This window comes from Nostoc punctiforme PCC 73102 (assembly GCF_000020025.1).
GTDB lineage: Bacteria > Cyanobacteriota > Cyanobacteriia > Cyanobacteriales > Nostocaceae > Nostoc > Nostoc punctiforme.
In genome coordinates, this window is record NC_010628.1 from 6,090,001 (window position 1) to 6,115,856 (window position 25,856).

The window sequence follows — 25,856 nt, forward strand, 5'->3', positions numbered from 1 at the left end:
GAGCGGATAACCGCTGAAAGCATCTAAGTGGGAAGCCCACCTCAAGATGAGTGCTCTCACCACGTAAGTGGGTAAGGTCACGGGAAGAACACCCGTTCTTAGGCGGTAGGTGGAAGTGCAGTAATGTATGTAGCCGAGCCGTGCTAACAGACCGAGGGCTTGACCTCAAAAATCATTCGGTTTCGCGTTTCTGTGCAGTCTTCAGGGTCTTCTGACCCAACAATCTTTCCTGGTGTCTATTGCGCGGTGGAACCACACTGAACCCTTCCCGAACTCAGAGGTGAAACGCTGTTGCGGCAACGATAGTTTAGGGGTCGCCCTACGCAAAAATAGCTCGGTGCCAGGTATTATCTTTAACCACAACAACTAAAGAAAAGCCTTTCTCAATTCATGTTGAGAAGGCTTTTCTTTTTTCAACAAGTTATAGCAACCGCCAAGGCAAGTAGAATGTTATGCGAAGAACATCTTCTATTACATCTCCAAGACATTAAAATTAAATTAGTTGTCTACGAATTCCAATCTTCAACCATGACCAACATCGCTCAATTTTGTGTTTTGGTCAGGTGAATAGGATAGCAAGTATTTTAAGTGACAGTCCGCCGCTTCAATTAATTTTTGAATACGTCCACCTTGATGAAATATAGCATCATCTGTAACTACTATTTGTCCAGGTTTAAGCATCACGATAAAATAAGTTTCTAGTAGCCAAGTTTTAAACACGTTTCACTTACCAATGTCCATCAATAGTAAACGGAAGTAAACAGAGCGAATAACTTCACATTACAACAAGCGGCAATCATATTAACTAGCCCTTATCTCCTCGCACTTTTAACGCAAGTACTCAAAAGACAGAGCCACTACGAGGCACTGTTTCGTCGTCAGAATTATGCAAGCCAAGTATGGCATGTTGAGAATCAATCCCATCCTCAGATTCCTTAAGGTTTATCGCCCTTTCCCTATCCTCCTGTGCCCTTCTCGCCTTGTGGTACAGACATGATTTGCTTTTGCTGTTCTTGTAACCAAGTTTCAAAGAGTTCATTCAGTAGTCGCACTTTCATAAATTCATCCAGTTGCGCGGGGATAAATTTTTCCAGGCGCAAAATCACGAACCACTCGGCGATGCGGGTAGGGGGCAATATCTGGCCTGGTTGACTGCTAGATAGCATTTGCACCATTATCGGATGTAGTGCATTCAGTTCAATCGGGCCTACTAAACCTCCAGTTTGAGCTTCTGGCCCGAGTGAATATTCACGCGCCAAGTCAGCAAAAGAGTTTTCTTTTGCCTGAATGCGGAAGTAAAGTTCTTGGGCAATTCCCACATCTTGGGTTCGCAGTAGGGAATAAATTACTTTGTCTAGTTTTGCTTTCGACTGAAAAAAGTAGGATTCCAGTTTATTACCCCAAGTGGCTTGCTTGAATTTTTCAATTTTAAGCTTACGAGTTGTAATAACTTCTATTTGTTCAATAGTCAGCCCTTGATGTGTCATCCAAGCCTGGATGTCTTCTTCATTTTTTAACTGTTTTTCAACGTAAAACTGCTGTTTGGCTTGGGCTATTTCCTCAGGAGTACACTCTATTGCTATCTTCTCGGAGCGGGAATTTTGCTCTATGGCCTCATCGATGATCAATTCTCTCTGCAACTGTGGCAGCATTTGGTAATTTCCTAGCAAGGAAATCAACTCACGCGCTGTGATTGTACGATTACCGATTTGGATCGCTTCAGTCATTAGCTTTCGGGCATCTCAATAATAAATATCTAGTTTGTTAAAGAAGCTAAACCTTAGCCCATTCACTGGGAGCTTTTGTCTTAATTTTACCGAGTTAGGTACACTTACCTCGCTTTCTCAATAATTACACACTTTAAAATATACAGGTCATATATGTTTGTATAAAAATTTTACGTAAAAACGGGCATATATGAAGAAAAGATTAAAAGGGATAATCCCTCTTTCATGAAAGTGGGTTAAAACCTGATAGCGGTTCTCGACATGGTGAGATACGTTTTCTAAGCTACTAAAGCTTGGTAAAAAAGATTTGGGTGTACCTCAGTTGCTTAGAAAACGCTATACTTCATTGGCTGTAACGTCGAAAACTCGTTAATTTATCCGAGATTGACAAAATAGGGTTATTCCTCTTTTGCTCCCAGCCAGAAGACAGGTAAAATCTGCTAGGTGCAGGCAACCATAAATCTAGCTATTGCTAGATGCTGTAATTCTCTTAAACGCTATAATTTACATCTGTTGCACCAAGAGATTAACTTGTGGATGTCATATTAGAACGATCGCACGAATTAAAACAAGCCTTAGTTGATTTTGTCCTTGATGCTGAAGGCGAACTGGCACAAGCACTGGAAACTTATGCAGCAGAACAGTTACGCCGTGGGAGTGGGGATAGTACACAGCAGGACTTAATCATTGATAGCTTTATAACAGCAGGGAAAGTCGGTGATAAGTCTCCATTAGAGTTGTTTATCGAAAGCCATCCAGATTTAGAAGAGAGCGATCGCAATTTGATCAAAAGCTGGCATCATAGTTTTATTGGTTTATTTGCCATTACTAACATCCTACCTGATGACTTTGAATTGACTAACTGGTTAACAGATAAATGCTACGTCGTCAAGCCTAATAATACCCAAACATTACAGGCAATATCCCGGTTGAAAATAGGAGAAATTTTACTAACTCGTATTTCTCCTGTTACCGACAGCTACTGGATGTTTTCTGGCCCCTACACAATAATGGGTAAATTAGGGAAACCAAAACTTGCTGTAGCCATTGGCAATTTCAAAGAAAACTATAAAAGTAATCTTTACAGCGATGCTCCAGACTTGCTAGAAGAAGCTTGGCAGTCAGTAGAACAATATCATCAGCAGTTTGTGGACTTTTTTGGCACTGATGAAATCACTCTACCTGGATACCAACTTAATAAAAAGATAGGGGAATTTCAAGAAGTAATTACTGAAAAAAACTTCGCAGCCGCAGGAATTGATACTTCCAAATCATTGGCGGAAGTGGCAGAAGCCGCTGGTATTGGAGACGAGGAAATCAAAGCAGCAGCACAAGAGTTTGGCGCTGATTCTAACGCAGTCTCTCAGTTGTTAAATAGCAAAGGCGGCAATAGCAAAATGGTTATGCCAAAGGTTGATTTACCTGCCGAACTCAAGAAAGCAGAGCAGGTAACGGCTCTTTCTCATCCCCGTTGGGGACAAATGTTTTTACCAACATATAGTAAGGTACAAGCAATCTTATCAGCAGAAGACTGGCAAAGTTTTCAAGGGGCGGAAAAACTAGTTCGCTACTATCTCGAAGATAAAAGTATTAATGCCTTTATTTGGCATCGATTAGCGCAACAATATCCAACTCAATTAGAAAATGTGTTGCAAATAATTCTGCAACGTCCAAAGTTTCACCTTGAGAGCGACTTGGATGTGCTTTTGCAAGAATTCCACAAACCGATTGAGCCAGAGTTACCAGATATTGCTAGTGTACCCATACATTTGCATAACTTATTTCAGGAAGCTTTAGGAGAAGTTAACAAATCTAAACCAAAGGGTAAAGGACAAGCAAAGCCAGCAAAGGGTTTTCAACGAGGTTAGTAACTCACCGTTGGCGTAATAGCATTCATGCTCGAAACCAGATAACCCTTCGATTCGGTGTTAGCGCAGAGTTTCTGTAGCTTCTTGTAAAAATTTTTTTGATGAAATTTGGGAATGCCATAGCGATCGCCTGTTTGTGGAAAGCGTGTTTCTTTACATATCGCCTTATTTCATCAAATTAATTCTCTATTAGGCAAACGGTACACAAAAAACCCCGACTTGATAGCCAAGGTAGATGGGAGAAGTCCAAATGTCGATGAGATATAGCGATACCGAAATCTGTTTTTATTAGCTAACACCAGTTAGGTAGTTAAGTTTAGTTCTTGCTAAGTTATGTAAACAAATTTAACAGAAATATTACAAATAGTCAACTAGGCTTGACAAAAAATTCTGATAACTATTACAAGAACTACTTATCAGTCAGAGTATAGGATTTTTTTAGAGATGCGGTAAACGAAATAGGAAAAATAAAACGGGTTACTGGCTAAGAAAGTGGGATGAAAATGAGAACCGATCTGCTTTAGAGTGTAGAAAACTGAGGGATTAGCTGCATCAATCAAGGTAGTCGGAATTAAGCCAGAGATTTGAGAAGCTAGCTACTAGATCGCTAAAGTCTTTACAATTCCTTTGTTAGCTCAAAAATTATTTCTCGACCTATGACAAATCAAGCTCCTATCCCGGTTATTGTCAACGGTGCTGCTGGTAAAATGGGCCGTGAGGTGATTAAGGCAGTGGCGCAAGCCCCTGACTTAAACCTAGTGGGTGCAATTGACCACAGTTTAGAACATCAAGATAAAGACGCTGGAGAATTAGCGGGTTTAAGCGAACCCCTGGAAGTGCCAATTACCAATCAATTGGAACCGATGTTAGGGTATGTAGCTGGCGACAGACAGTCTCCTCCAGGGGTAATTGTAGACTTTACTCATCCTGATTCAGTTTATGACAATATTCGTAGTGCGATCGCCTACGGTATTCGTCCTGTAGTTGGAACCACTGGGTTAAGTCCAGAACAAATTCAAGACTTGGCAGACTTTGCCGACAAAGCTAGCACTGGTTGTCTAATTATTCCTAATTTTTCCATTGGTATGGTGCTGTTACAACAAGCCGCGATCGCAGCCTCAAAATATTTTGATCATGTGGAAATTATTGAACTGCATCACAACCAAAAAGCTGATGCTCCCAGTGGTACTGCCATTCAAACGGCGCAGTTACTAGGAGAATTGGGTAAAACTTTTAACCCTGCTCTTGTAGAAGAGACAGAGAAATTACCAGGAGCGAGGGGTAGCATAGCAGATGAAGGGATTAGAATTCATAGCGTGCGCTTGCCAGGACTGATTGCTCATCAAGAAGTTATTTTTGGCGCAGCAGGACAAATTTATACTTTACGACATGACACGAGCGATCGCGCTTGCTATATGCCAGGAGTGCTACTAGCGATTCGCAAAGTCTTAGCGCTAAAGTCGTTAGTATATGGATTAGAAAAGATACTTTAGACTTTAAATACACTATTCAGCACTCATCACTCAGCACTCATGTTAGTACCACTGACTCGCCAGAAATTGGAACAAGTTATCCCCCTAATTGCCACTGGTTTGCAGTACAAGTACTATTGGGGGAAGTTTTCAAATTTTTTGCAACGGCTGTTAATTTCTGTAGTTGCCATAGTTGTTCTATTGCTTGTGACAGTCATTTTTAAACTTGAGTTTGCTTCAATAGTATTTGTGCTGGGGGTAGTTAGCGCTTTTTTTTGGCTGTGGTATCCAGTGTTTCAAGCAAGTATGCGGAATTTGCAATGCCGCCGTTATAAGTATGGCGGCTTTTTCCGTGGTCGAGTCCTAGATTGGTGGATCACAGACCAGTTGATGGGGAAACAAGAAACAGTCAACAGCAAAGGCGAACTGGTAATTGTGGAAAACCGAGAAAAACAAATTAACTTAGAGGTGGGTGATGAAACAGGATTTACCATTGAGTTTGTAGCACCATTACGTCCTGCTCACAAAGTTATTACTCGCGGTCAAATTGCCGAAATGGTAGTGCTGTCAAATCGTGCAGATTTAAGCAGTATTGAACAATTTAGCGATATATACATTCCCAGTCGTGACCTGTGGATTAGTGATTATCCTTATCTGCGGCGGGATTTCTTTAACGAAGTCGGTCGTCGCTTGCGTGAAGACCAACAACAAAAACCGCGTCGTCGCCGTCGTAGAGACGAGGATTGAAAAAGAAGTCAAACAATTTTGGTTTTAGATTGACCCCATACCGTTGATGTGAAGGCTTGAATAAATAATTTTTAAATTTATTCTCGCGTTTAAATTCGGGGCCTTTAAACCTTTTTGAATTTTAAATCTTTCAATCGAAAATTTACTGAAGGAGGTGGGATGATTTAATCAGTTTGCTAACGAGAGCATCCCACTTTGATGATTTTCCCTTTTAAACGATAGGTAACAGATCCACAAGCAAAACCTTCTAGCAAATCAGGCTCTGCATAAGTTTGCATAGGCGGATTTTGTTTATCTAGCCGCCGTTTCCAATTGCCAGATATTTTTTCTAGAGTGGGATACTTTTTTAAAAACCGTGAGTCTGCAACAATATCGTGAGTTCCCTTAATACTTACCTTCGAACTATTAAGGTATATATTATAACCGTAAATAACGTTTTTATTTTTATTACTACTATTAACAGGTTTGCCAGGATAAGCATAAAGAATGTTCCTTAAAATCCTGACATCAGATGATACATTAGCAAATATTTGCCCATCTTTAATTTCGGGACTTTGATTATTTAAAACAGCAGTATTATTTACAATATCAACACGATCGCTTAAAAATGTATGAATACCTGAACCACCATTATTAAATGTAAGATTGTTTTTAACTAAAGTGCGTCCTTTATATGCACCCAACTTTGAGTTATTTTGATTATTTCTTGATGTATCGATAATAATGCCATTACCATCTGTAATCTTTCCGACTGCAATCCAAGGGATGAACATGCGATTGTTATAGGTCTTGTTGTTGGTTACAAACATCTTGTATCCCCGATTGTTGTCAAAATTCCAATTGCTCAACATGGAAATACCACTGCAACCATAAACACTGTACCAAGCATTATCGAACACCACGTTATTATCTATCGTCACGTAGTCCGATTCAATCGCTGCAATGCCTACTCCTCCACACTTATGTACCTTGTTGTTGACAATACGTATATGGTGAGTATGACCACTTTTCCGTCCATCTACGTTGATGCAGTTTCCATTCGTCAGAGGGTTTAGTTTGTTAGTTTTCTGACTCATTGCATAATCTAGGGTTACATTGTCATTGTTCCCTATGACTTCAAGCCCATTTATTTCAATATATGACGCTCCACTGTGAATCAAAATTCCATTCCATCCATTGTGCTTAATTTTCGGACGATGCCCAGGATATGCCTTAAACTTAATCCATGCGTTTGCTTTTCCAGAGCGAGTAATAGATACTACCTGCCCATTTGGGCTTGAATTCCTGTACACTCCGTTCATAATCAGTACGGTGTCCCCAGGATTGGTCAGATTTGCTGCCTTTTGAATTGTCCTAAAGGGAGATGAATTAGAGAGTCCGCTATTTGTGTCGTTTCCAGTACCACTAACGTAGTATGTTTTCGGTGTCGTCTTAGTGCTGATTAGCTGGCGACTGGATAAGATAATTTCCTTGTTAGTAGATACTTGATGGACGTTTTCAACTAAAGATACTTTTATATTTTCTCCCTTAGCCAAAAGACTCAATACTAAGGGAATTGCAAAGTATGCACTTAAGTTGAAACCTGTAATTACCACAAGAAACGGCTCCTTGTTCGGGACTACCTAACAAAAATATCAGAATATTCAGTGGTTTTGAATGCTCTTTTGAATACAAAATATAATAGAGTCGACTTTCCTAGCTCCCCCGATTTCCATCTTGTCCATAAGCTTGCCAAGCCAAGTCTACCAATCCATCAACGATCGCAGCTGCTACAACTGCATTACCTTTGCGACTCTCAATTGTAATATGGGGCACTAAGGAGTCTTGTAAACGCCCTTTCGCTTCATCAACATTGACAAATCCTACTGGAGTTGCAATTATCAAAGCAGGTCTAATTTCCTCAGCCTCAATTAAATCAACTAGTGCTGTTAGTGCTGTTTGTGCTTGACCAATCACAAAAATGCCCTCTGGATAACGCTTTGCTAAGGTTTCGATTCCCCATGCTGTCCGAGTTTTTTCTTTTTGAGGGCGTGTCAGAGCTTCCATGCTGCAATACACCGGATTAGCAAAGGTGTTTTGAATCTCAGATGCAATACCTACTTGCACCATCGGGACATCTACCACAATCGTGGTACGCGCGGCTAGTGCTGCTGCTCCTGCTTGTAAGGCACGCTCAGAGAAACGAATCAAAGACTTATACTCAAAGTCAGCTGTAGAGTATATTACCCGCCGCACAATCTCATATTCTGCGGGTGAAAAGACATGATTTTCAATTTCATTATCAATGATTGCTAAACTTTGAGCATCAGTTACGTGCCATTCCATTTTTCTTGAGCTTCTTAAATATTAGCTTTCAGCTTATCAGCTTCAGGGATTTAGAAGTTAGGAGTTAGGAGTTAATTAAAAACTCATAACTCCTAACTCAGCACTTATAACTCATTACTAGAAGAAGGTCGGCTGAAAACAGGAGATAAGTAGGCAACCAAGACACCGATAATGAAGCCAGAGATATTGCGAACTAGAGGTAGCCAGTCGCTTGTACGTGTCACCACTGGCCCAATACCAAAGGCAATAAATAAGATCCCCCATAAAGGTGAGAAAATTAAAGCCCATTGCCAAGCAAAAACTTGTCCTTTCTCGCGGGGTTGAGCTGCAAATCCACAAATTATCCCACCAATAACTGAGGTAATCAAGGTGAGAATCCATTGCTCTCGTGGTAGTCCAGGAACAACATTGCAACCACCTTTGAGCAAACAGCCTTTAACAGATTCTAAAGCTTGCAGAATGGCTTGGTCTTCGCCTTGTTCGCGCACAAAGTACAAATTACCGAAGCGAGTTTGCAGTTCTATCCAGAATGTTCTGGGTAAAAGTTCATAAACAGCATCGCCGACGCTAAAACTGAGGATGTTACCGCCACGAGAATCGGCAACTAGTAAAATGCTTTTGTCATCCAAACCCCAATATTTTATAACTGCCCGGCCTGGGGTGCGGTCATACTGGGTCAATACTCTCAGTTTCCAGCCTGTATCGGCTTCAAACTGTTCTAAATCTTTGACAAGCTTTTCTTCTTGCAGCACAGGTAGAGATTTAGCTAAGTCTACAACTGGGGTAAAGGTGTCAGGGAGTAACTCAGGGTTGTCATAAGCCAGTGCTGGGGGAGAATTCATGACCCAAATTGACCCAGCCAGAAAAAAGACTGCAATAGATAGCAGAATTCGTCGCCAAAAACAAGATTGCATGGACGTTTTTATACAAATATCAACGGTGGAAGTGAACAAGTTGTTTTAAAAGAGTACGGGAAAAATGATAGTTCTTTACACTTGTTTACTTTACTCTAATCTAAGGGATCAAAGCAAAGCGTTTTTGGGAATAGGGCATTGGGCAGAAGGGCAGGGAGGAAAGAGATAATTTTTATTCTCCCCCTTGTCCCTTGCCCTCTGCTTTGCTGCTTCTTTCCTTAGCCCCTAGTCCCTAGTTGCCATAACCTATCCCCAATTCAATCTTCATCATCGAAATTGCTTTCCCAGTTAGCAGCGTCGTCGTAACCTTCGTTAGCGCGGTATATTTCTGTTTTGATCCGGCGATTTTCTTGCCTTAGCACTTCTCGTTCTCGCAACGTTAGTGGTGGTTGTTCATTGCTTGGCAAGCGATCGCTATTTCGTCTCGTCGGTTTTGGGCGTGTGAAGTTTCTCCAAGCAGCTTTCGCGCCAACAAAGATGCTGCGTGTACTTACTTGCAGATTTTGAGCCTGAATTCTTGCACTATCGAGAGTTTGATCGACTTGTTTGGCTACTTGACTGGCACTTTTGACACCTTGACTAACATCATCAGTTAAATCAGTTAGTTCCAAACCAGTCACGCGAATAGCTTCTAAAGTGGGCGGTAACTCTCGTGAGAGTGTATCAAATAGCTTTTCTGCACTGCGAGCAGCGCGTGATAACTCTTGCAAAGCGGGTATTGCCGCCACTAAAACCGCAGTCAAGCTTGTGGCGACTAGAAGTAAGGAGAGTCCCAACCAAAACAGGGGATCAATCACGGTAATGTCATTTATGAGCGTTCTAATGGCTGGGGAAGATAATCTGAGTCTTCAGGTGATGTTTGCCGCTTTAAGATTTGGCTTTCCTTTTGAGTGGCATCTACACCTGCTGCGATCGCTTCCCGTAATCGATCTAAAGTCTCATCCCAGTTTCGTAATGCGCTGGCAGAGAGACGATCTGCTTGGATTTGCACACTCGTTGATAAATCTTCTGCCAATTCTGGGATAGCATTGGCAGATTTCTTCAAGATTTTACGCGTTTCGCGCCCTGTACGTGGAGCCACGAGCAAACCGGTTAAAGCACCGATGGTAGCTCCCAGCATCAAACCGCCAATAAATACTCCAGAACGGTTATTAGACATATTGTTGTTTCTCTCCTTACACCTATTTTAGGTGCGTTTTCTCTCCTTGTAAGGCTCACCGATTTTATTCAGTTAATCTATCCTGACAAAATATCAGCCAAAAATGTTGCTTTTATTCATTAAACATTAAAACCATTAATTACTTATAATTCAAAACTCCCTGCGTCCCTTTTCCACTGTATCTTTGCGCCCCTGTGTCAGCCCTAATTATAAATGTTCATGTAAGCTTGACATAACTCATTTGGCAACAGTTCTTTTCCCGGATATTAACTCTAGCCTCCGAAAATAACGCTGCCAGATTTGCTGTCCTTGCAAAAGTAGACTGATAATTTGTCGCACTTGTTGGATTTGCATTTTTAGCGCTTGATTTTTCTGCCGTAAGTTATAAATATTCTCCTGGCTGAGATAAATATTTTCGGGTGCTTTATTTAATACTGTATGAGTACAACTTTCATAAACAGTTAGCGTATCTGCTATATATGCTAGCTGCTGCTTGAGTTGCCACACTCGCCAAGCCACATAGAGTAGTATCAACGAAATGAGGGTATTAACGAGGATAACTAAAATTACCATTGTTTATCTTCACCAATATCAGCTTTGAGGAATTGTTCTATATACTTGACTACGAATTTTAGATTTTAGATTTTTTTGGGATGAACCAAAAAATCGCCAATTCACCAATTTTGTAACAACTATATGTCCACACCTCGCAAAACCACAGCTACAATTGCCTTAGATTCATAACTCGGTTTGCGAAATCAACCCGTATGCTTAAAAAGCCCCAGTTTTACTACGTTTCACTCCTTAACCTGATAATCCTAGTCAATTTGCGACCTTTGCGGCATCTAAGCACAATGGCATAGCTCTTCAACATCCTGTGGGAGAACTACACTACACTCCTTATTGGAGGCTCCTCAGCATCGCCTTTATTATTGTGCTATTACCTCTACCAGTTTTCCAGTCTGTCGCGTGAAGTTCACTAACATTTTGCTCGCAAAACCTCGCCAGTGCTTCAAATTGCTGGATGTGCGGTGGAGACAAGGAAAGTGGGAAAGGAAAGAGTCCATTAATTCCTCTTCCCTTATACAATTTTCATAGCCGATGGCTTGCCCCTGTTCCCTTAACCTTCTTGTTGAAGGCTTCTCCCTGGTATTTCACTAATTCGTTACTAATAATGATTACTTTTTCTCTATATCCAGTAGAAGGTAAGGATGTCAAAAAAATTACCATCAACTAATTCCTTCCGAGCCATTTTAGTTGCTTTGACAATTGGATTTGTTGGGTGTGGAAATCAAACTGCAAGAACTGCATTTACTCAAACTACCACCCCGGTAAATGAGAACCTTCCTCAAGTTGTAGCAACAACAAGTGTACTATGTGATTTAACCAAGCAAGTTGCTGGGGATACAGTTAACCTCACCTGCTTAATTGACCCTAGTGCCGATCCTCATACTTATAAGCCAAAGCCGGAAGATCGCAGAGCCATTGAGCAAGCTAATCTTATTCTCTATAGTGGCTATAATTTAGAACCAAATCTGATCAAATTAATTAAAGCGACTAAAAACACTGTACCGAGAATAGCTGTTGGGCAACTTGCGGTATCTAAGCCACAAAAATTTCAGAAAGACGGCAAGAATTTAATTAATCCTCATCTTTGGCACAATACCAAGAATGCTATCAGAATGGTGCAGGTAATTAATAGTAATCTGAGAAAACTAGAATCTAGTAATGCAGAAACTTATAACAGTAATACCAAAAAGATTACAAATGAACTCACTCAACTAGATAGTTGGATTAAGTCAACAATTACGAGTATTCCTGCCAAAGAACGTAAGTTAGTTACAACATCTAATGCACTTAGTTATTACGCTAAAGCATACAGTATTCCATTAGCAGGGGGATTACAAGGTATTAGTACTGGCGAAAACTTAACAGCAACACGAATGAAAAATTTGGTTGCAAATATTAAACAAACTCAAGTATCAACAATTTTTTCTGACGCGGCAACTAACGAGAATTCACTTCAATCTGTAGCGAAAGTTGCTGAAGTGAAAATTTCTGATAGAAAGTTATATGTTGAGGGGCTTGGTGAACCAGGAACCGAGGCAGATACTTATCAGAAAATGATGATCGCCAATACACGTACAATTGTAGAAGGATTAGGAGGAACGTATTTAATGTTTCAAGCGAGAGCTGCTAATTAGTTATAATTTAGATTAATGAATCTGATAAACCGAAGTTTTTTAGACTACAGGAACTTTGGTTTATCAGCCTATTTCTGGAAGATGAAAAGATGAATGCTATTTGTCTTTGAGTCTGATATCAATAACAGTTGCATTGAAGTTGTAGTTAAAGCCTTCCAACTCAAATGGCATTCCAATTTTAACTTTACTGTTACCTAGAACGGGTCCATTGTCAGTAACCTGGGCTTTACCGTCTAGAGTCAAAAGTAAATCTGTACTAAAATTGTTGGTTTTTGGATCTGGTAATTCTTTTACACTGCCATCAGGTTGGAAAACATTGACTGTTCTAGGTAGCTGTTGAATGGATTTAATTTCAATCTGCCCATAAGGTTGATTGCGGATAATCACATTAGTCTTTCCACCTTTTTTTAATCCGTTATTAAATAATTGCTCAGGGTCACGGACATTCAACCCACGAACTACTAAATCTACTTCTATAGGTATTGTTTTCGCACCAACTTGGGCAACAGAACCAGAAGTTCCAGGAAAGACAAAGATGCCGAATATCACTAGCAGAATTACCAGTGCAGCACCTAAATCTAAGAGGTTGATTTTGCCGAACAAGCGACCTTTTGAATCTAAAATAGCCATAAAAATCTTTCCGAGGTAATAGCGAAGTAATTGATTGTAGCAAGAAGACTTTCGATGAAAACGGCAATTTTTCCTATTTGGTAATAACTCAAGGCGGCTGGGCGTTGCAGTTATGCGACAGTTTATCACGAGTTTCGTAAGTTAGCAGGGGTGGGGCAGCTAACCCTAAAACTTTTGCCCGTTCAGACTGACGCACCCAGAAAGTAATATCTAGTGTTTAAGCCTATCTCTAGAGGGAATCTTTAGTCCACCACACTTCAGTAGATTTGCGTAAGCATTAGCTGTATCACAACTCATTTGCTATTGAGTTAAGAATGCAACTTAGAATCCTCTAAATCCGTCTCCTAATTTGTCCGATTATTTTATGTCCTCCCAAAATAATATTCAGAGCTTATTATGTTCAATTGGAAAGTTTTTGTTGCAAATTACCGAGTGTGGCGGCGTAGCTGGTTTTATCCTTTAATTTCAGTGGTAGTTGCCCTGAGCCTGTGCCTGAGTACACCCGTGCCTGGAAGAGCTTTAGATTTCTTGCCTCTTCTACTCCAAGGAGTTCAGGCATTTCAGCTTTCTAATATATCCCCTAACCAAGAAGTTGATCTTGGTAAGCAGATTAATCAGGAATTAGTTGGCAGTCAAGTGCGACTTTACCGTAATCCCGAAGTTAATCGCTATGTAGAACAAGTTGGTCGGCGTTTAGCAGTCAATAGCGATCGCCCGAATCTTCCTTATACCTTTCAGGTAGTTGAGGATGACAGTATTAATGCTTTTGCTACCTTGGGTGGCTATGTCTATGTTCATACAGGTTTGCTGAAAACTGCAGACAATGAAGCGGAACTAGCAAGTGTACTCGCCCATGAAATTGGTCACATTGGCGGTAAACACGTAGTTAAACAGATGCAGCAAAAAGCGCTCGAAAGTGGTCTATTATCAGCAGCTGGCTTAGATCGAAATACGGCGGTGCAAATTGGTGTACAGTTAGCGCGAGACTTGCCACGCAGTCGTAACAATGAATTTGAGGCAGATCAAAGAGGGTTACGAACTTTGACACGGACTGGTTACGCCCAGTCTGCAATGGTTTCCTTTATGCAAAAGCTGCTGAAAAAGGGTGGTTCTGCTCCAACATTTTTAAGTACCCACCCCGGAACGAGCGATCGCATTGATGCCCTCAGACGTGCAATTAACTCCCAACCTAGTAATGGAAATTATGGGTTGGATAATGGTAGTTATAAAGCTAATATTCGACCATTAGTAAGGTCTTGAGGGAATGGGGAATTGGGAATTGGGGAACTTGTACTGAGCGCAGTCGTAAAGCCTGCGGCATAGCTACGCTTAGGGCGTAGCCTCTCGTTAGAGAAGTATGGGGAATGGGGAATTGGGAATTGCTTACTCCCCTTGTCTCGCTAATCTTCCACATCTTTCCCTCCACCTCATCTCGAATATTGTTTAATTTTTATTGCGGCGATCGACTTTGATTTTGGCTGGATTAACGGTAATTACAGCCTCTTCTAAAGGGAGAGTACGAAGATAGTTTTTAAAAATGTTAACTTGATAAACCAGGTTATTCGTTACATCCAGTCCAGTCAACCAGCCACTCCGGGGATGATAAGCGCCAGTATCTATGTCTAGCCATCCCTGTCCTTGTGCCAGTTTCCCAGGAGAAACACCAGGCAGAGTAAAAGTAATCGTGTGACCGATGATAATAAGCTTATCTGGAAAGTAGGGTTTTTCGATGCTGTGAAATTCCTCTCGTATCCAGCAGAGTTGATCGGCAGTTTGTTCTGTCACCAACTTGGAAGGGTCAACCCCAGCATGAGTTAACCAAATATCCCCCAAGTCGAGATATGTAGGCAAACTCTTGAACCAATCCAGATGGTCATCGGGGATTGAAGCCTCGTGGTAACTGGCTACGGTAGCTTGCCCTCCACTATACAACCATGCTTGCATCGTCGGGGAGGAAGTTCTTTCATTAGTCAAAATGTTTAATAACATCTGCTCATGATTTCCCAGCAAACATGGGTAGTTATGTCGTTTGACAAAATTAACTACTTGTGAGCTATGAGGCCCGCGATCGATTAAGTCTCCCAAAAAATAGATTTGATCGTCTGACGTGGGAGCGATCGCCTCCAACAAAGTCATTAAACCTTCATAGTGTCCATGTACATCCCCAATTACTATTCGTCTGGGGCTAGTTTCGCTCATTGTCTCTTAGCTTCAATAGTTTTGCTAATACTTCTGCTACAGTTTAAGCTGTCTGGTTTCCGTAATGAAAGGTAAAAATACTGAACTAAGTTTTATTTTAATTTAATTATTATTCCAGAAATAAATATTATTAATGATGAACATAGAGTAATATGGACAGTCTTTACTGCTTAGGAAAGAAAATTAGCAAATTCCACTCGCGTTAGCTTAAAATCTAAGCTGTTGCTGTATTTCTAACTTTTTACCTCAACAATGTCTAAAGATTTTTCTGCTGAGATTAGTTCGCGCATCTGCCAGCACATGAATGACGATCATGCTGATGCCATAGTTCTTTATGCTAAAACTTTTGGTGGTGTAACAGATGCGATCGCAGCAAAAATGTTGTCAATTGATGCACAAGGTATGGATTTGACAGCGCAAGCCAATGGAGAAACTGTACCAGTTCGCATTCAGTTCGATCGTGTTTTAGCTGATGCAGAAGATGCTCATCAAACTCTCATTGCGATGGTGAAGCAGGCGCGGGTAAACGCAAAGTAGAAATTGGTATAATTGTATTCAGTAGGGGCAATTCATGAATTGCCCCTACCTGAGAATAAGGTTTTCAGCTATTGTTTGTGTAAGTCCTGTGTATGACTAATGTTGACTTCTACCCTGCCTGAAAGTCAGGAGATTGTATTCTAAATTGATAGTAAGGGACTTCCAAATAAAACAATATCCCAAAACTAACGCAAATAATTCTCTCTATCTCTTCTGCCTCAGTGTCTCTGTGGTAGCCTGCGGCAAGCGGCTTTGCGTCTACGTTTATTTGGATAATTTATTTCTTGGAAGTCCCTAAATGGTGGTCTAAAGACCGCCATTGCGCTTCATGTTAGCTGTCACCCAGAGATAGCTACTTCTTCCTTGACTACTGCGGTATGAGGCTTGGCTTGAATAATTTCAAATTTCCAGTCTGAAGAATAATCAGGTAAATCATAGGCAACACTCTTAACATGAGCCAGCATCAACTCATCCCGTTGATGCCAAACAGCAAATATGCTTTTCCTGCCATCGTCAAGCGTTTCTAGGTCGATTTTATAAACCTCATTTACCCGCTTTAGTTTCAAGCCCAACAAATTTAATAGTCGGCTGAGTATTTTTATTGCCGAAACCTGCTCTTTTTCCCCGACTAAGTTAATACCAAGTGCTCTTTTAATATGCTTACTGTGCTGAAACACAACATTTTTAAGCATTATTAAATCTGGATTACTCTCGGTAAACTCTCGTTCTGCTTCGAGAAATTGAAGCATTCCCAACGCTCTCATCGCTTCAACTTTGAGCGTATAAGTTTTTAAATCTGGCAGAAAAACTTTCCCTTCACCCCAAGATAATTGCTGATGCCATTCTTGTTGATCTCTGACGTGAAAATACTCGCTTTCGTGAGTTAGGTAATAGTGAATTAACAGTTGACGATAATATCCTTGATCGTCTTGCAATTTCAGCCAAGGAGTAACTTCTACACCATACCTTTGTGTGAGAACATATTTATTGATTTGGTTACGTTCTCCATCAGTTAGAGAATGCTTTCCTAATAACTGATCGTATTCTACATAATCGATATCTTTAGCATTAGCTACAGCCTTTGCTACCGATAGTTGATTTTGCTGCTTAATATCTTTAATTTTGCGTTTAATTTCTTTAGCTTTTTGACGGCTTTGCGCCCAATCTTTCTGAACTTTGACAATTTCTAAAACTAATCTTCTGCGGGTAGCTAAATCATCGGCATCAGTTGCCAAAAATGCCAGCCGTAAGTCTCGAATAATATTATTATGAACAGCATTACTACGCATTTGAATTTGATGCCCATCAGCAATTAAACCATCTTGCATTGATTGACGGTAGAGGCGGATAGAAGCATTTACCCGTGCAGATAACTTGGCCCAAGTTCGCAAATGAATCGGGTCATGAACTAAAGGTAAATCTACATCTATTTTATGTAGTGGACTAAGCAAAGCTAAGTTTTCTTTTTGATTTTCTTGATACCAGTTAGATAGCAAGCGATAATTTGTACTACCACTACCAATTAAGCCAATACCTCGTTTCGCACACCAAACAACACGCGGCACATCATCTCGCACTCTCGCTAATGCTTGCCTTGCTTCCGAGTCAGGAATTACCCCTTGAAAAATGCCATAAACTCGGTCGAAATGTTGGACATCAATACTAATTCCTGTACCAAGACTTGGGGTAACAAAAACGCCATCATATTCAGAGATTTTTTGATTGATTGCTGCAATAAAATCAACCGCTTCGTGGCCAGGTGTATTTGTAGTATGGCTACTAACTACCAAAGTTTTGGGAAATTGCCGTCGTAATTTTTGTAAGCGTTCTTTCAGGTAACGTTCGATTGTTTCACAACTGTAACGCCCAGCGCGACTATCGGTAGTAACATAACATTTACGTCCGGCAAGTAAATCTAATTCTAATTGGTGAATTAGCGGGGTTGGGTTCGGCGAATCGTAAAAAGTTACATCCCAACCTTGTTGAGGCTTCCATTGGTTGAGAACTACCCAAGGCGTTAATTTGATTCCTGCTAATCCCTGTAGATATTCAAGTGATACATCTGATAAATCAGCATCTTGGGCAATTACTAAACCCCCAGTTGTTAAAACTGTGGAAATTAGTTGCTGGAATAATCTTAATATTTTTACACGTTTATGCTTACAAGTATTACTGTTTAGTAGATGCCATAAAGATTGCTCTACTTCATCTAAAATTATTATTGCCCCGTGCCAATTTCCAGGATTAAGCTTCCAAATGGAATCAACGCACAGTCCAAGGGATTGCTGTGGAGAGAGTGAACGGAGGATGGGAGGAGCGGGGGTAAGTGTTTTATTAATCCTTTTATCCCCATTTTCTTTATGTGTTCCCCATTGAATACCAATTTTTTCGCACAAAAATCGTCCTAGTAAAATTCTGTGAGTAATTAATAAAACGGGTTGATTTCTAATTTTTGCTTGCTGAACAACGGCTTGCAGTGCTGTAGTTTTACCTGTTCCTTTGGCAGACTTGACTCCTACTAATCCAGAAGTTGGAAAAGGGATTTCACCTATGAAAGGTCGATTCAAGGTGAGAGCAGCAGGAATAGTTAACTCAGTATGGGGTTTTGTTTGAGCAAGATAAATTTCTAAATCAACACTTTGCCGATAAATTTTCTCGAAACTAGTTGCACCTTTCGCAACGATAAACTCATCAACTCCTTTTTCGATTCCTGGAAGTTCGATGACTTTAACAGTGCAATTTTTTTGTTGGAATAAACAACCAAGTTGAGAAATGGCATTATTTACAGCAGCAATTGTTTTAGGTTGAGTTTCAAAATCAAAGCAAATATAAAAGCTACGCTTTGTAATTGCAAACGCTGCTAAGTCAGGAATTAGCTGACGACGGGTAACTTTGCCAAATTCATCTTTAACAATCCGATAACCACTAGTAATTCCAGGAATGGCAATAGCTACATATCCTTGCGTCAACAGTGTGGCTGCTTTCTTCACACCCTCACAGAGAATCAGGGGAATGTTCTGTTGCATCACCCATTGCCAAAAGCCTCTAGCTTCACCATCAGCAGTAATGGTGATATTTTCAGGCATAACCAGATTGTAACGTCCAGCGACTTGCTGCCACAATTGCAACGTTACCCGCAAACAAAACACCCGCGTTGGTGTGCTAGGGGGATGCTCGTATTTGATGGACTTAGCATTGTGATTCTGTCGGGGTTGGTTTGGTTTAAAGCATCCCCATTCCATCATTTGCCAATTATTCAAAGGGTCTAGTCCCGAACACCACCAACCCCCTTCAGTAATATGAGCATAACGCTGCAACCAACCAGCTTTCACCATTCCGGTGTTGGTGCGGGGGAGTAGCTCAGAAATCAACAGGTACTCATAAGCAGTTACGCCTTGGAGCGACCTAAAATTGAGTTGCACTAAGTGTAAGTCTATACCACTACTCTTGACTAATTCCTCAAGGTGTTGGGGGTGTAAATAGTGCAGATGCATAGGGAAAGACCCGAAGAGAAGACGATGAGATTAAAACATTAGCACGCATCTGTTTTTTTCCTATAAGCGAGATTGCTAGGCTTTTATGATGCTTTTTTTACTTCGTCACGGGAGACACATCGGTTAAGCCTCTAGTAGGTTATTCTGCCTATTAGATCCCCAAAGTAATAATTTTGTATTGTGATATTTATTCTATTTTAATTTTTATTTATCAGTAAATCTCTGCGTTAAGGAATGCGATCGCTAGAGGGGTTGCAGCAGCGATCGCTATAGGGTAACATCTTTCAAGTCCTACCTCTTCCGTCATAATTCCGTTTTTAACCAGGAGAGGAAAGAATTGGCATTGAGGCTTGGGTACGATTGCCCAAATTCAGCCGCGTTAATATATGAAAGATATGGTTTCTCACGTCCCATCAGAAATTTTAATTTTTAACAAATTTATTATTTTTAATTTAGCAGCCAAAAATATAAAATCATAAAAACAGGGAGTTAAGATTGCTCTTAACTCCCCAATAAATTTTATTTATTGGCTGAAAAACTAGGCTCCGACAGCTTCCTTCGCGGCGTATAATACCTCAGCCTTAATTTACTTAAAGCCGCGCTCGCAATTAATCTTCTTGGTGCTGTACTAGCTTGTTGCTGAATAGGACGTAAAACTTCTAATTCACTAGCATGAGTTAAAACCTTGCCTAATGGCTCACTGAAATAAACAACTTGATAATTAGGCGCAAGTTCCGTTTGCAGTTGCTTCCACAGACTAATTCCTTCATCTTCAAAAGCCGCTTCAGCCTCTGCACTCAAATCTGGTGAGTTAGCAGGATCTTGCCAATTTAATATTTCATTGTAAGTAGATGCCCATTTTCTCAGATGGCTAATGGTTTCTTGACTGAGGGGCAATCTTGCTGGATCAATGTTACCAACTTTCTCAGCATCTGCCCACCATAGGGGGTCGCACCCATAATCAGCCATTAGTTTTATCTTTACTGCCATAGCTATTCAGGTGAAATTATGGTAAAGAGGCGGGATTAGCTCCGACTATATAACCATTATCACCCACAGTCACTGCTATATACTGTGTTTGTCCATTAAAAATTACTTCATAGATTTCCCGGCGAGGTTCTATCGTTCCTTGATAACCACGAAAGATTCCTTTTGTCACAGCAGCCATAACAGCATCCGGGATTTCATTCTCGGAGATTCCACGTTTGGCAAAGTCCTCTTGATGTTTATTTAAGATGTGTGCTAGTCCACTTCCTCTTATACCAGCTTTTCCTTGCTCTAAAAATACAATTTTGCCATCGGCTAGCTTGGCAATCTGCACAATCTTTTCCGGACTGTGATTAATACCAGCCTGACATAATGCCGCAAACAATGCCGCTTTGCCATCGTTCATATTTAATTTAGTTATTTTAAATAGTTGTTAATAGAAATATAAAAATTAATATTAAATCTATGATATCTCACCAATTTAATTTTTATTACTAAAGCGAAAAAATGGGGGTAAAGAGTATACATAACTCCTTACCCCTCGATCTTATTGATTAACCGCTTATCTACGCCCCCACAGCTTCCTTAGCGGCGTACAACACCTCAGCGTTGATTTCTTTGAAACCGCGATCGCGGGCAAATTTCTCAGTATTTCGCTTCACTTTGCCGCGCACAAATCCAGGAATCTTATTCAATTCTGCTTGACCATCTTTTGTCCAATTCAAATCAGAATCAGCAGAAATTCCCCTAGTAATAACTTCTTTGGTATCGTGACCACCGAAGATTTCTAACAGGTGATCTTCCATTCCCAAAGTGAAGGAATTGTAGATTAAATCTGTAATTTGATTCGTGCCTTCGTAACCCATAAATGGTTTGTAACCAATAGGGAAGTTTTGGACGTGGATTGGTGCAGCAATTACGCCGCAGGGAATATCCAAACGCTTACCAACGTGGCGTTCCATTTGGGTGCCGAAAATGGCAGAGGGTTCGACACGAGCAATCGCATCCCCAATTTCACCATGATCTTCGGAAATTAGCACTTCATCGCAATACTCGCTAACCTGTTCGCGGAACCAGCCTGCATCATATTTGCAGTAGGTTCCAGCCCAAACAACATGAATCCCCATTTCTCGCGCCAGAATCTTAGTAATGGCGGCGGCGTGGGTGTTGTCACCAAAGACCACAGCTTTTTTGCCAGTCAAGTTTTGACAGTCAATTGAACGGGAGAACCAAGCAGCTTGAGAGACATGGAGGGTTTGTTCATTGATGAAGTTTTCGTAGTCGACTTCTGCACCTTGAGCGTTAATTACCTGCTGAATCTTGCGAATACAACGGGCAGTTTCCACTACACCCATTGGAGTAATGTCTATATAAGGTGTGCCGAATTGTTCTTCCAGGTAACGCGCTGTGGTCAAACCGAGTTCACGGTAAGGCACCAGGTTAAACCAAGCTTGGGACATCTTTTTCAAGTCATTCACCGAAGCACCTTCAGGAATCAAGGTATTAACCTTAATTCCCAAATCAGCCATCAGCCGCTTGAGTTCGGTGCAATCGTGATTGTTGTGGAAACCGAGGGTAGTAGTACCGATGATGTTAACCGAGGGCTTTGCAGTTTTGCCCTCAGCTAATTCGCCCCGCTTCCGGGCTTTTTCAATGTAGTATTGGACAATTTGATCGAGAGTGCGATCGGCGGCTTGCAGTTCGTTATAGCGGTAGTGGTTTACATCCGCCAGCATTACGTCTCCTTTCGCTTCCAACTGCGCCCGTTCGACAAAGTTGTGCAAATCCTCTTGCAAGATGCTGGAGGTGCAGGTGGGAGTTAACACAATCAAATCTGGGTGTTCCTCGGCATCCTTGCGGACGATGTTATCTACTACCTTCTCTTGGGAGCCGCGTGCCAAAACGTTGCGATCGACGACACTGGTTGTTACCGGAGTGAAATCCCTCTCCCGCGATAGCATGGAGCGCATGACGTTAAAGTAGTCATCGCCAATGGGAGCGTGCATGATCGCATGGACATTTTTAAAAGAGCTAGCGATTCGCAGAGTGCCGATGTGGGCTGGGCCTGCATACATCCAGTAAGCCAATTTCATGTTTGTGTTCTCCCTTTTCAATAGAAATAACACGGAGTCCGATAAGAGTGGACTATAAGTGCTTGATTATTATTAAATCGTTTCTGATTGTCTCAAAAGTTGTAGCCCTCTTGAAGTGAAGACTTGTAAGGGTTTTAGCTGCGGTGTGTAGGCGTAGGCATAGCTCAAACCTTGTTTCTGATTGGAATCTAGCTTCTGAATTGAACAATATTACTGTTGCTTTTTTAAAATAAATCTTAATTTTTCGGCAAATTTGTTTTCAATGTGGGGCGGTGTCTTATACCAATTCTGTATGAAGATGCGCTAAATCAGATTTAAGTACAAGAAAGAAGAACGAACCGCAAAGGACACGAACAAAGGAAGAAAGTAAGTAGGATTAGCCCTTTCAAGGTGGTGAAATTTTTGGACAATATTCCTATTTTCTCTGTGTTCTCTGCGTCTGGAGTGGTTAGATAAATTACTTTTAAACCGCAGAGACACAGAGAGCGCAGAGAGAAGAAAAGAGATTTAACGAGTCACCTTCAAAGGGCTAGTCCTAGAAAGAACAAAATTAAAGTATGGGTGACTTTTGACTTCCGCCTTGCGGTACTAGAGAGGCGTTAATTACTGCCGAAAAATTTCTACTTTTTGTAACACCACTTCTTGATTCGGACGATCTCTAGTCGTGGGCACATTAGCGATCTTGTTGACTATATCTAGACCTTGGACAACTTCACCAAAAACACTGTGTTTGTTGTCAAGGTGAGGCGTTGGTGCTTCTGTAATGAACCATTGCGAACCATTAGTACCGCGTCCCGCATTAGCCATCGACAGGATACCTGCACCAGTGTGTCTCAATTCAGGATGAAACTCATCCTCAAATTGATATCCTGGGCCACCAGTACCCCATCGGCTGGCTGTATCTAAATAACGACTCAGAGGATCGCCACACTGAATCATAAAATCAGGGATGACCCGGTGAAAGCGAACCCCATCGTAAGCTGGAGTTCCTTTGCCAGATTCACCAGTTTTAGGGTCTTTCCAGTCGATTGTTCCGGTTGCTAGACCAACAAAATTTTTGACGGTGTTGGGGGTTCGCTCTTCTTCCAAACGAACTACAATTTCACCCAAGGAAGTAATTAAACGAGCGTGCAGCTTGCCATTACCGGGAATATTAATTTCTGGAAAGTTCATTAGATATCCTACTTTTAACAAGTGCCAGTATTTGACCTATATAAGTTTATCAGCATTCAAGTTACCGCCTTTAGACATGACAAAAAACCTGAAGGAAGGAAACTTAAGCCAACAAATATTTTACTCAGGTAAATTTATCGCTGGATTCCGGTTAAAGAATCCTCTAGGGACTAGCTTAAAGCCAACTCGGTGAACAGGCATCACAGGCCAATCTTCCGATCGCGGAATATGAGTTACGCCCATTGTGTACCACAGCACAATATCTTCACCCATCAAGGGTTCATCATCTGCAATATATTTTGGTAAACCTTGTCCTGGTTGAGTCTGATTAGGATAATCGCCGCCAGCATAGAGTTCAGTAGGTTTATATTTTGTTACCCAGACGTGATGAGTCGCAAATTCTGCCCGTTGACGGATTTTTGAGCCTTCCACAGGGAGAAACATGGAGTTTCCACCAGGCATCAGCATATATCCAGGTGCAGCCCCTAACGGATTTTTCTTATCGGCACTAACAATCATCCATTCCCGACTGCTTTTCATATCTAAATCGCGTATAGCAGCCGTTTCTTTAGTGAGTGGGGTTTCTGCAACTGCGATCGCATTTCCTAATGGATTTTTCTCATCCATTGGCAAAGCTTTCACGTTCATTTCCATCACAGAATTAGCTTGACCATCTACATCAAAATCTAGGCGGTAGTTGAAAAAATGCTGGTGATTTACTCCAAAGATATTCTTTGCGATTAGGCGACCATAGGAATCATCCTCTGATTGCTTTTGAGCAACCGTTCCCTGCGCCAGTACGATACCTGTTAATTCATTTTGGACTTCCAAAGTCCCATCCTGGTGAAAAATCCAATTCAGGCTGTAATCATAATTGTCAACAGCCGTAGTCATCGACATCACTAATTCTCGACTGCGACGGACATCATTACGCTGAGTATTGTAATCATAGTGTTTCCACAGCATTCCGCGATCGCGTTCATAGATGCCAACAACCCCTGGTATCTTATAAGGTTCTCCCTGCTCATTAGCAAATACAGCATCCAGCAAAAGGCCGTTTTCAGGAATTTCCTTACCTAACTCCATCGTATTTGCTAGCAAACCAAGATTATATTCCCCAACATCAAATGCATTCCTAAACGACCAGGTGGGATCTGGATCGCCGTAAGGGACTACCATCTCCGAGATGCTAGCGCGGTATAAAACTGGTCTGATATTTTTCCCATCATCGTATGTTACTTGGTACAATGCCAATCCACTACGAGGATGCATTAAATACCGAAACTTCCAACCTTGCCAGCTAATTTCATTGTCTTTAATCTGGAAACTTTTACCATTGGGTTGGAGAAGTTTCAATGCTTTCGGCGCTGAAAGTAATTTGCCCAAGGATTTTAGATCATAGTTCCAGTTTTCTTTAGAGAAAGGTACGTTTCCCTTGTCAATGAAACTGACGATTTTACCTGTGTTCAAATTGACAGTTGCTACTACTCCCTCAATGGGACTACCGTAATAATTCCAGTTTTGTCCCTGGTAATAAGATAAGCTGCGGCAAAGACGATTACCTGCCGCTTCTTCCTGTTGACTCAGGATTCCTGGGGCCCATGAACTGATTTTGACACGATCAAAATCGGTAATTCCTCGCCTTAGCATCGCTTTTTGCCATCGAGGATCGGCTTTAACTACCTTAGTTGCCAATTCATATTCTGGATTGACGATCGCAGGCTGAACAAAGGGTATTTCTTTCCAGGAATTTAAAGTTTTGTTTTTTAGATCAACAATTCCCTCATAAGTTTTGTTTTGCGTAGGACAGCGTCCTTGCCGCAGGCATCGCTCATAGATTATCAAAAAAGCTTTTCTTGCGAAAGCTTTACCAGGTGTAAATTTTAGAACTTCTTCTTTATCTGGTTCTTGTAAAGCAATCAGTGGAAAAGCTGCCATTTCGCTCAAAGTTTTTTCTTTTTGAATGACCGAAACAGCTGTACTAATTTCTGCCTCTGTTAGCGAAGTAAGAGGATGGGAAATCGCAGGCTGTAGAGCCGTCAATATTCCCATTAATCCAATTGAGAGAGAAATAAAAACAATTATGGCAATAGCTAGCCACAAAAAACGCCTTAGCCGCTTAATCATCTTTCACATTCTTACAAAAGACGTATAGTTATCTATTTCTAAGCCGAAGCTTGAAACCCGATAAATTAACAGGGCTTACGCAACAAATAGCCAAAATCTTGATTTTCTGAGGCAATTCATGTAGACGCATTTGCGGAGCGTCTCGTAGAGAAGCGTCTACTCTACGAGTTCTCCAACGGAGTACCCGCAGGGTATTGCCC

General features: G+C 41.1%; 21 protein-coding genes, 2 rRNA genes and 1 pseudogene (1 of these 24 running past the window's edge). 8 read left to right on the top strand and 16 right to left on the bottom strand.

Annotated features, from left to right (window positions below; all coding sequences use genetic code 11):
* Together NPUN_RS24830 and rrf are read left to right on the top strand one after the other, a co-directional pair.
* Positions 1-167: ribosomal RNA gene (locus NPUN_RS24830) — 23S ribosomal RNA — on the top strand; it begins 2,722 nt to the left of the window's first position.
* A 61-nt stretch (positions 168-228) separates the two neighbouring features.
* Positions 229-346 (top strand): 5S ribosomal RNA (gene rrf / locus NPUN_RS24835).
* Positions 347-508: 162 nt separating this feature from the next.
* On the opposite strand, the pseudogene NPUN_RS37885 reads toward rrf, so the two are convergent.
* Together NPUN_RS37885 and NPUN_RS24845 are read right to left on the bottom strand one after the other, a co-directional pair.
* Positions 509-720, bottom strand: a pseudogene (locus tag NPUN_RS37885) (transposase); the annotation flags it as partial.
* A gap of 236 nt (positions 721-956) precedes the next feature.
* Positions 957-1,727, bottom strand: coding sequence for a peptidylprolyl isomerase (locus NPUN_RS24845; RefSeq protein WP_012411215.1), 771 nt, complete (start codon positions 1,725-1,727; stop codon positions 957-959).
* 533 nt (positions 1,728-2,260) lie between these two features.
* Between NPUN_RS24845 and NPUN_RS24850 the strand changes: the two genes are divergently transcribed.
* The 3 genes from NPUN_RS24850 to NPUN_RS24860 all read left to right on the top strand — a co-directional run bounded on the left by NPUN_RS24850 (position 2,261) and on the right by NPUN_RS24860 (position 5,814).
* A complete protein-coding gene (locus NPUN_RS24850; protein ID WP_012411216.1) occupies positions 2,261-3,595 on the top strand; it encodes a hypothetical protein in 1,335 nt (444 codons plus the stop codon).
* Between the two features lie 656 nt (positions 3,596-4,251).
* Entirely contained in the window at positions 4,252-5,088 is an 837-nt protein-coding gene (gene dapB / locus NPUN_RS24855; RefSeq protein WP_012411217.1) for a 4-hydroxy-tetrahydrodipicolinate reductase, read from the top strand.
* A gap of 39 nt (positions 5,089-5,127) precedes the next feature.
* Positions 5,128-5,814: a hypothetical protein gene (locus NPUN_RS24860; protein WP_012411218.1), complete on the top strand. Its 687-nt coding sequence runs from the start codon at positions 5,128-5,130 to the stop codon at positions 5,812-5,814.
* 176 nt (positions 5,815-5,990) lie between these two features.
* Here NPUN_RS24860 and NPUN_RS24865 read toward each other — a convergent pair whose 3' ends face one another.
* From NPUN_RS24865 to NPUN_RS24890, 6 genes are all read right to left on the bottom strand, one after another.
* Entirely contained in the window at positions 5,991-7,409 is a 1,419-nt protein-coding gene (locus NPUN_RS24865) for a right-handed parallel beta-helix repeat-containing protein (RefSeq protein WP_012411219.1), read from the bottom strand.
* Between the two features lie 100 nt (positions 7,410-7,509).
* Positions 7,510-8,139: a precorrin-8X methylmutase gene (locus tag NPUN_RS24870; RefSeq protein WP_012411220.1), complete on the bottom strand. Its 630-nt coding sequence runs from the start codon at positions 8,137-8,139 to the stop codon at positions 7,510-7,512.
* A 104-nt stretch (positions 8,140-8,243) separates the two neighbouring features.
* Complete coding sequence (locus NPUN_RS24875; RefSeq protein ID WP_041565603.1) at positions 8,244-9,053, bottom strand: TPM domain-containing protein; 810 nt, start codon at positions 9,051-9,053, stop codon at positions 8,244-8,246.
* A 257-nt stretch (positions 9,054-9,310) separates the two neighbouring features.
* Positions 9,311-9,850 carry a hypothetical protein gene (locus NPUN_RS24880; RefSeq protein WP_012411222.1) on the bottom strand — a complete coding sequence of 180 codons (540 nt, stop codon included), beginning with the start codon at positions 9,848-9,850 and terminating at the stop codon, positions 9,311-9,313.
* An 11-nt stretch (positions 9,851-9,861) separates the two neighbouring features.
* A complete protein-coding gene (locus tag NPUN_RS24885) occupies positions 9,862-10,212 on the bottom strand; it encodes a YtxH domain-containing protein (RefSeq protein ID WP_012411223.1) in 351 nt (116 codons plus the stop codon).
* A 237-nt stretch (positions 10,213-10,449) separates the two neighbouring features.
* Entirely contained in the window at positions 10,450-10,785 is a 336-nt protein-coding gene (locus NPUN_RS24890) for a hypothetical protein (protein ID WP_012411224.1), read from the bottom strand.
* Positions 10,786-11,423: 638 nt separating this feature from the next.
* Here NPUN_RS24890 and NPUN_RS24895 point away from each other — a divergent pair.
* On the top strand, positions 11,424-12,416 hold the full coding sequence (locus NPUN_RS24895) for a metal ABC transporter solute-binding protein, Zn/Mn family (RefSeq protein WP_012411225.1): 993 nt from the start codon (positions 11,424-11,426) through the stop codon (positions 12,414-12,416).
* Between the two features lie 96 nt (positions 12,417-12,512).
* On the opposite strand, the gene NPUN_RS24900 is transcribed toward NPUN_RS24895, so the two are convergent.
* Positions 12,513-13,046, bottom strand: a complete 534-nt coding sequence (locus NPUN_RS24900; protein WP_012411226.1) for a DUF4330 domain-containing protein — start codon at positions 13,044-13,046, stop codon at positions 12,513-12,515.
* 396 nt (positions 13,047-13,442) lie between these two features.
* Here NPUN_RS24900 and NPUN_RS24905 point away from each other — a divergent pair, with 396 nt between their 5' ends.
* Positions 13,443-14,306, top strand: coding sequence for a M48 family metallopeptidase (locus NPUN_RS24905; RefSeq protein WP_012411227.1), 864 nt, complete (start codon positions 13,443-13,445; stop codon positions 14,304-14,306).
* Between the two features lie 183 nt (positions 14,307-14,489).
* Here NPUN_RS24905 and NPUN_RS24910 read toward each other — a convergent pair whose 3' ends face one another.
* Complete coding sequence (locus NPUN_RS24910) at positions 14,490-15,245, bottom strand: metallophosphoesterase family protein (protein ID WP_012411228.1); 756 nt, start codon at positions 15,243-15,245, stop codon at positions 14,490-14,492.
* Between the two features lie 252 nt (positions 15,246-15,497).
* Here NPUN_RS24910 and NPUN_RS24915 point away from each other — a divergent pair, with 252 nt between their 5' ends.
* Entirely contained in the window at positions 15,498-15,782 is a 285-nt protein-coding gene (locus NPUN_RS24915; protein WP_012411229.1) for a DUF2470 domain-containing protein, read from the top strand.
* Positions 15,783-16,120: 338 nt separating this feature from the next.
* On the opposite strand, the gene NPUN_RS24920 is transcribed toward NPUN_RS24915, so the two are convergent.
* From NPUN_RS24920 to NPUN_RS24945, 6 genes are all read right to left on the bottom strand, one after another.
* The gene (locus NPUN_RS24920) at positions 16,121-19,276 is read right to left on the bottom strand and encodes a plasmid replication protein, CyRepA1 family (protein ID WP_012411230.1); all 3,156 of its coding nucleotides are present in this window, start codon (positions 19,274-19,276) and stop codon (positions 16,121-16,123) included.
* A gap of 519 nt (positions 19,277-19,795) precedes the next feature.
* Positions 19,796-20,266: a hypothetical protein gene (locus NPUN_RS24925; RefSeq protein ID WP_012411231.1), complete on the bottom strand. Its 471-nt coding sequence runs from the start codon at positions 20,264-20,266 to the stop codon at positions 19,796-19,798.
* A 16-nt stretch (positions 20,267-20,282) separates the two neighbouring features.
* Positions 20,283-20,669, bottom strand: coding sequence for a hypothetical protein (locus NPUN_RS24930; protein WP_012411232.1), 387 nt, complete (start codon positions 20,667-20,669; stop codon positions 20,283-20,285).
* Between the two features lie 160 nt (positions 20,670-20,829).
* A complete protein-coding gene (bchB, locus tag NPUN_RS24935; RefSeq protein ID WP_012411233.1) occupies positions 20,830-22,356 on the bottom strand; it encodes a ferredoxin:protochlorophyllide reductase (ATP-dependent) subunit B in 1,527 nt (508 codons plus the stop codon).
* Between the two features lie 603 nt (positions 22,357-22,959).
* On the bottom strand, positions 22,960-23,529 hold the full coding sequence (locus tag NPUN_RS24940) for a peptidylprolyl isomerase (protein ID WP_012411234.1): 570 nt from the start codon (positions 23,527-23,529) through the stop codon (positions 22,960-22,962).
* A gap of 120 nt (positions 23,530-23,649) precedes the next feature.
* The gene (locus NPUN_RS24945; RefSeq protein WP_012411235.1) at positions 23,650-25,656 is read right to left on the bottom strand and encodes a primary-amine oxidase; all 2,007 of its coding nucleotides are present in this window, start codon (positions 25,654-25,656) and stop codon (positions 23,650-23,652) included.
* Positions 25,657-25,856: the final 200 nt, after the last annotated feature.

Coding starts and splice junctions, on each gene's coding strand:
- NPUN_RS24845 (WP_012411215.1), bottom strand. CDS start 1,727: ATGACTGAAGCGATCCAAATCGGTAATCGTACAATCACAGCGCGTGAG.
- dapB (WP_012411217.1), top strand. CDS start 4,252: ATGACAAATCAAGCTCCTATCCCGGTTATTGTCAACGGTGCTGCTGGT.
- NPUN_RS24860 (WP_012411218.1), top strand. CDS start 5,128: ATGTTAGTACCACTGACTCGCCAGAAATTGGAACAAGTTATCCCCCTA.
- NPUN_RS24870 (WP_012411220.1), bottom strand. CDS start 8,139: ATGGAATGGCACGTAACTGATGCTCAAAGTTTAGCAATCATTGATAAT.
- NPUN_RS24875 (WP_041565603.1), bottom strand. CDS start 9,053: ATGCAATCTTGTTTTTGGCGACGAATTCTGCTATCTATTGCAGTCTTT.
- NPUN_RS24885 (WP_012411223.1), bottom strand. CDS start 10,212: ATGTCTAATAACCGTTCTGGAGTATTTATTGGCGGTTTGATGCTGGGA.
- NPUN_RS24890 (WP_012411224.1), bottom strand. CDS start 10,785: ATGGTAATTTTAGTTATCCTCGTTAATACCCTCATTTCGTTGATACTA.
- NPUN_RS24895 (WP_012411225.1), top strand. CDS start 11,424: ATGTCAAAAAAATTACCATCAACTAATTCCTTCCGAGCCATTTTAGTT.
- NPUN_RS24900 (WP_012411226.1), bottom strand. CDS start 13,046: ATGGCTATTTTAGATTCAAAAGGTCGCTTGTTCGGCAAAATCAACCTC.
- NPUN_RS24905 (WP_012411227.1), top strand. CDS start 13,443: ATGTTCAATTGGAAAGTTTTTGTTGCAAATTACCGAGTGTGGCGGCGT.
- NPUN_RS24910 (WP_012411228.1), bottom strand. CDS start 15,245: ATGAGCGAAACTAGCCCCAGACGAATAGTAATTGGGGATGTACATGGA.
- NPUN_RS24915 (WP_012411229.1), top strand. CDS start 15,498: ATGTCTAAAGATTTTTCTGCTGAGATTAGTTCGCGCATCTGCCAGCAC.
- NPUN_RS24920 (WP_012411230.1), bottom strand. CDS start 19,276: ATGCATCTGCACTATTTACACCCCCAACACCTTGAGGAATTAGTCAAG.
- NPUN_RS24925 (WP_012411231.1), bottom strand. CDS start 20,266: ATGGCAGTAAAGATAAAACTAATGGCTGATTATGGGTGCGACCCCCTA.
- NPUN_RS24930 (WP_012411232.1), bottom strand. CDS start 20,669: ATGAACGATGGCAAAGCGGCATTGTTTGCGGCATTATGTCAGGCTGGT.
- bchB (WP_012411233.1), bottom strand. CDS start 22,356: ATGAAATTGGCTTACTGGATGTATGCAGGCCCAGCCCACATCGGCACT.
- NPUN_RS24940 (WP_012411234.1), bottom strand. CDS start 23,529: ATGAACTTTCCAGAAATTAATATTCCCGGTAATGGCAAGCTGCACGCT.
- NPUN_RS24945 (WP_012411235.1), bottom strand. CDS start 25,656: ATGATTAAGCGGCTAAGGCGTTTTTTGTGGCTAGCTATTGCCATAATT.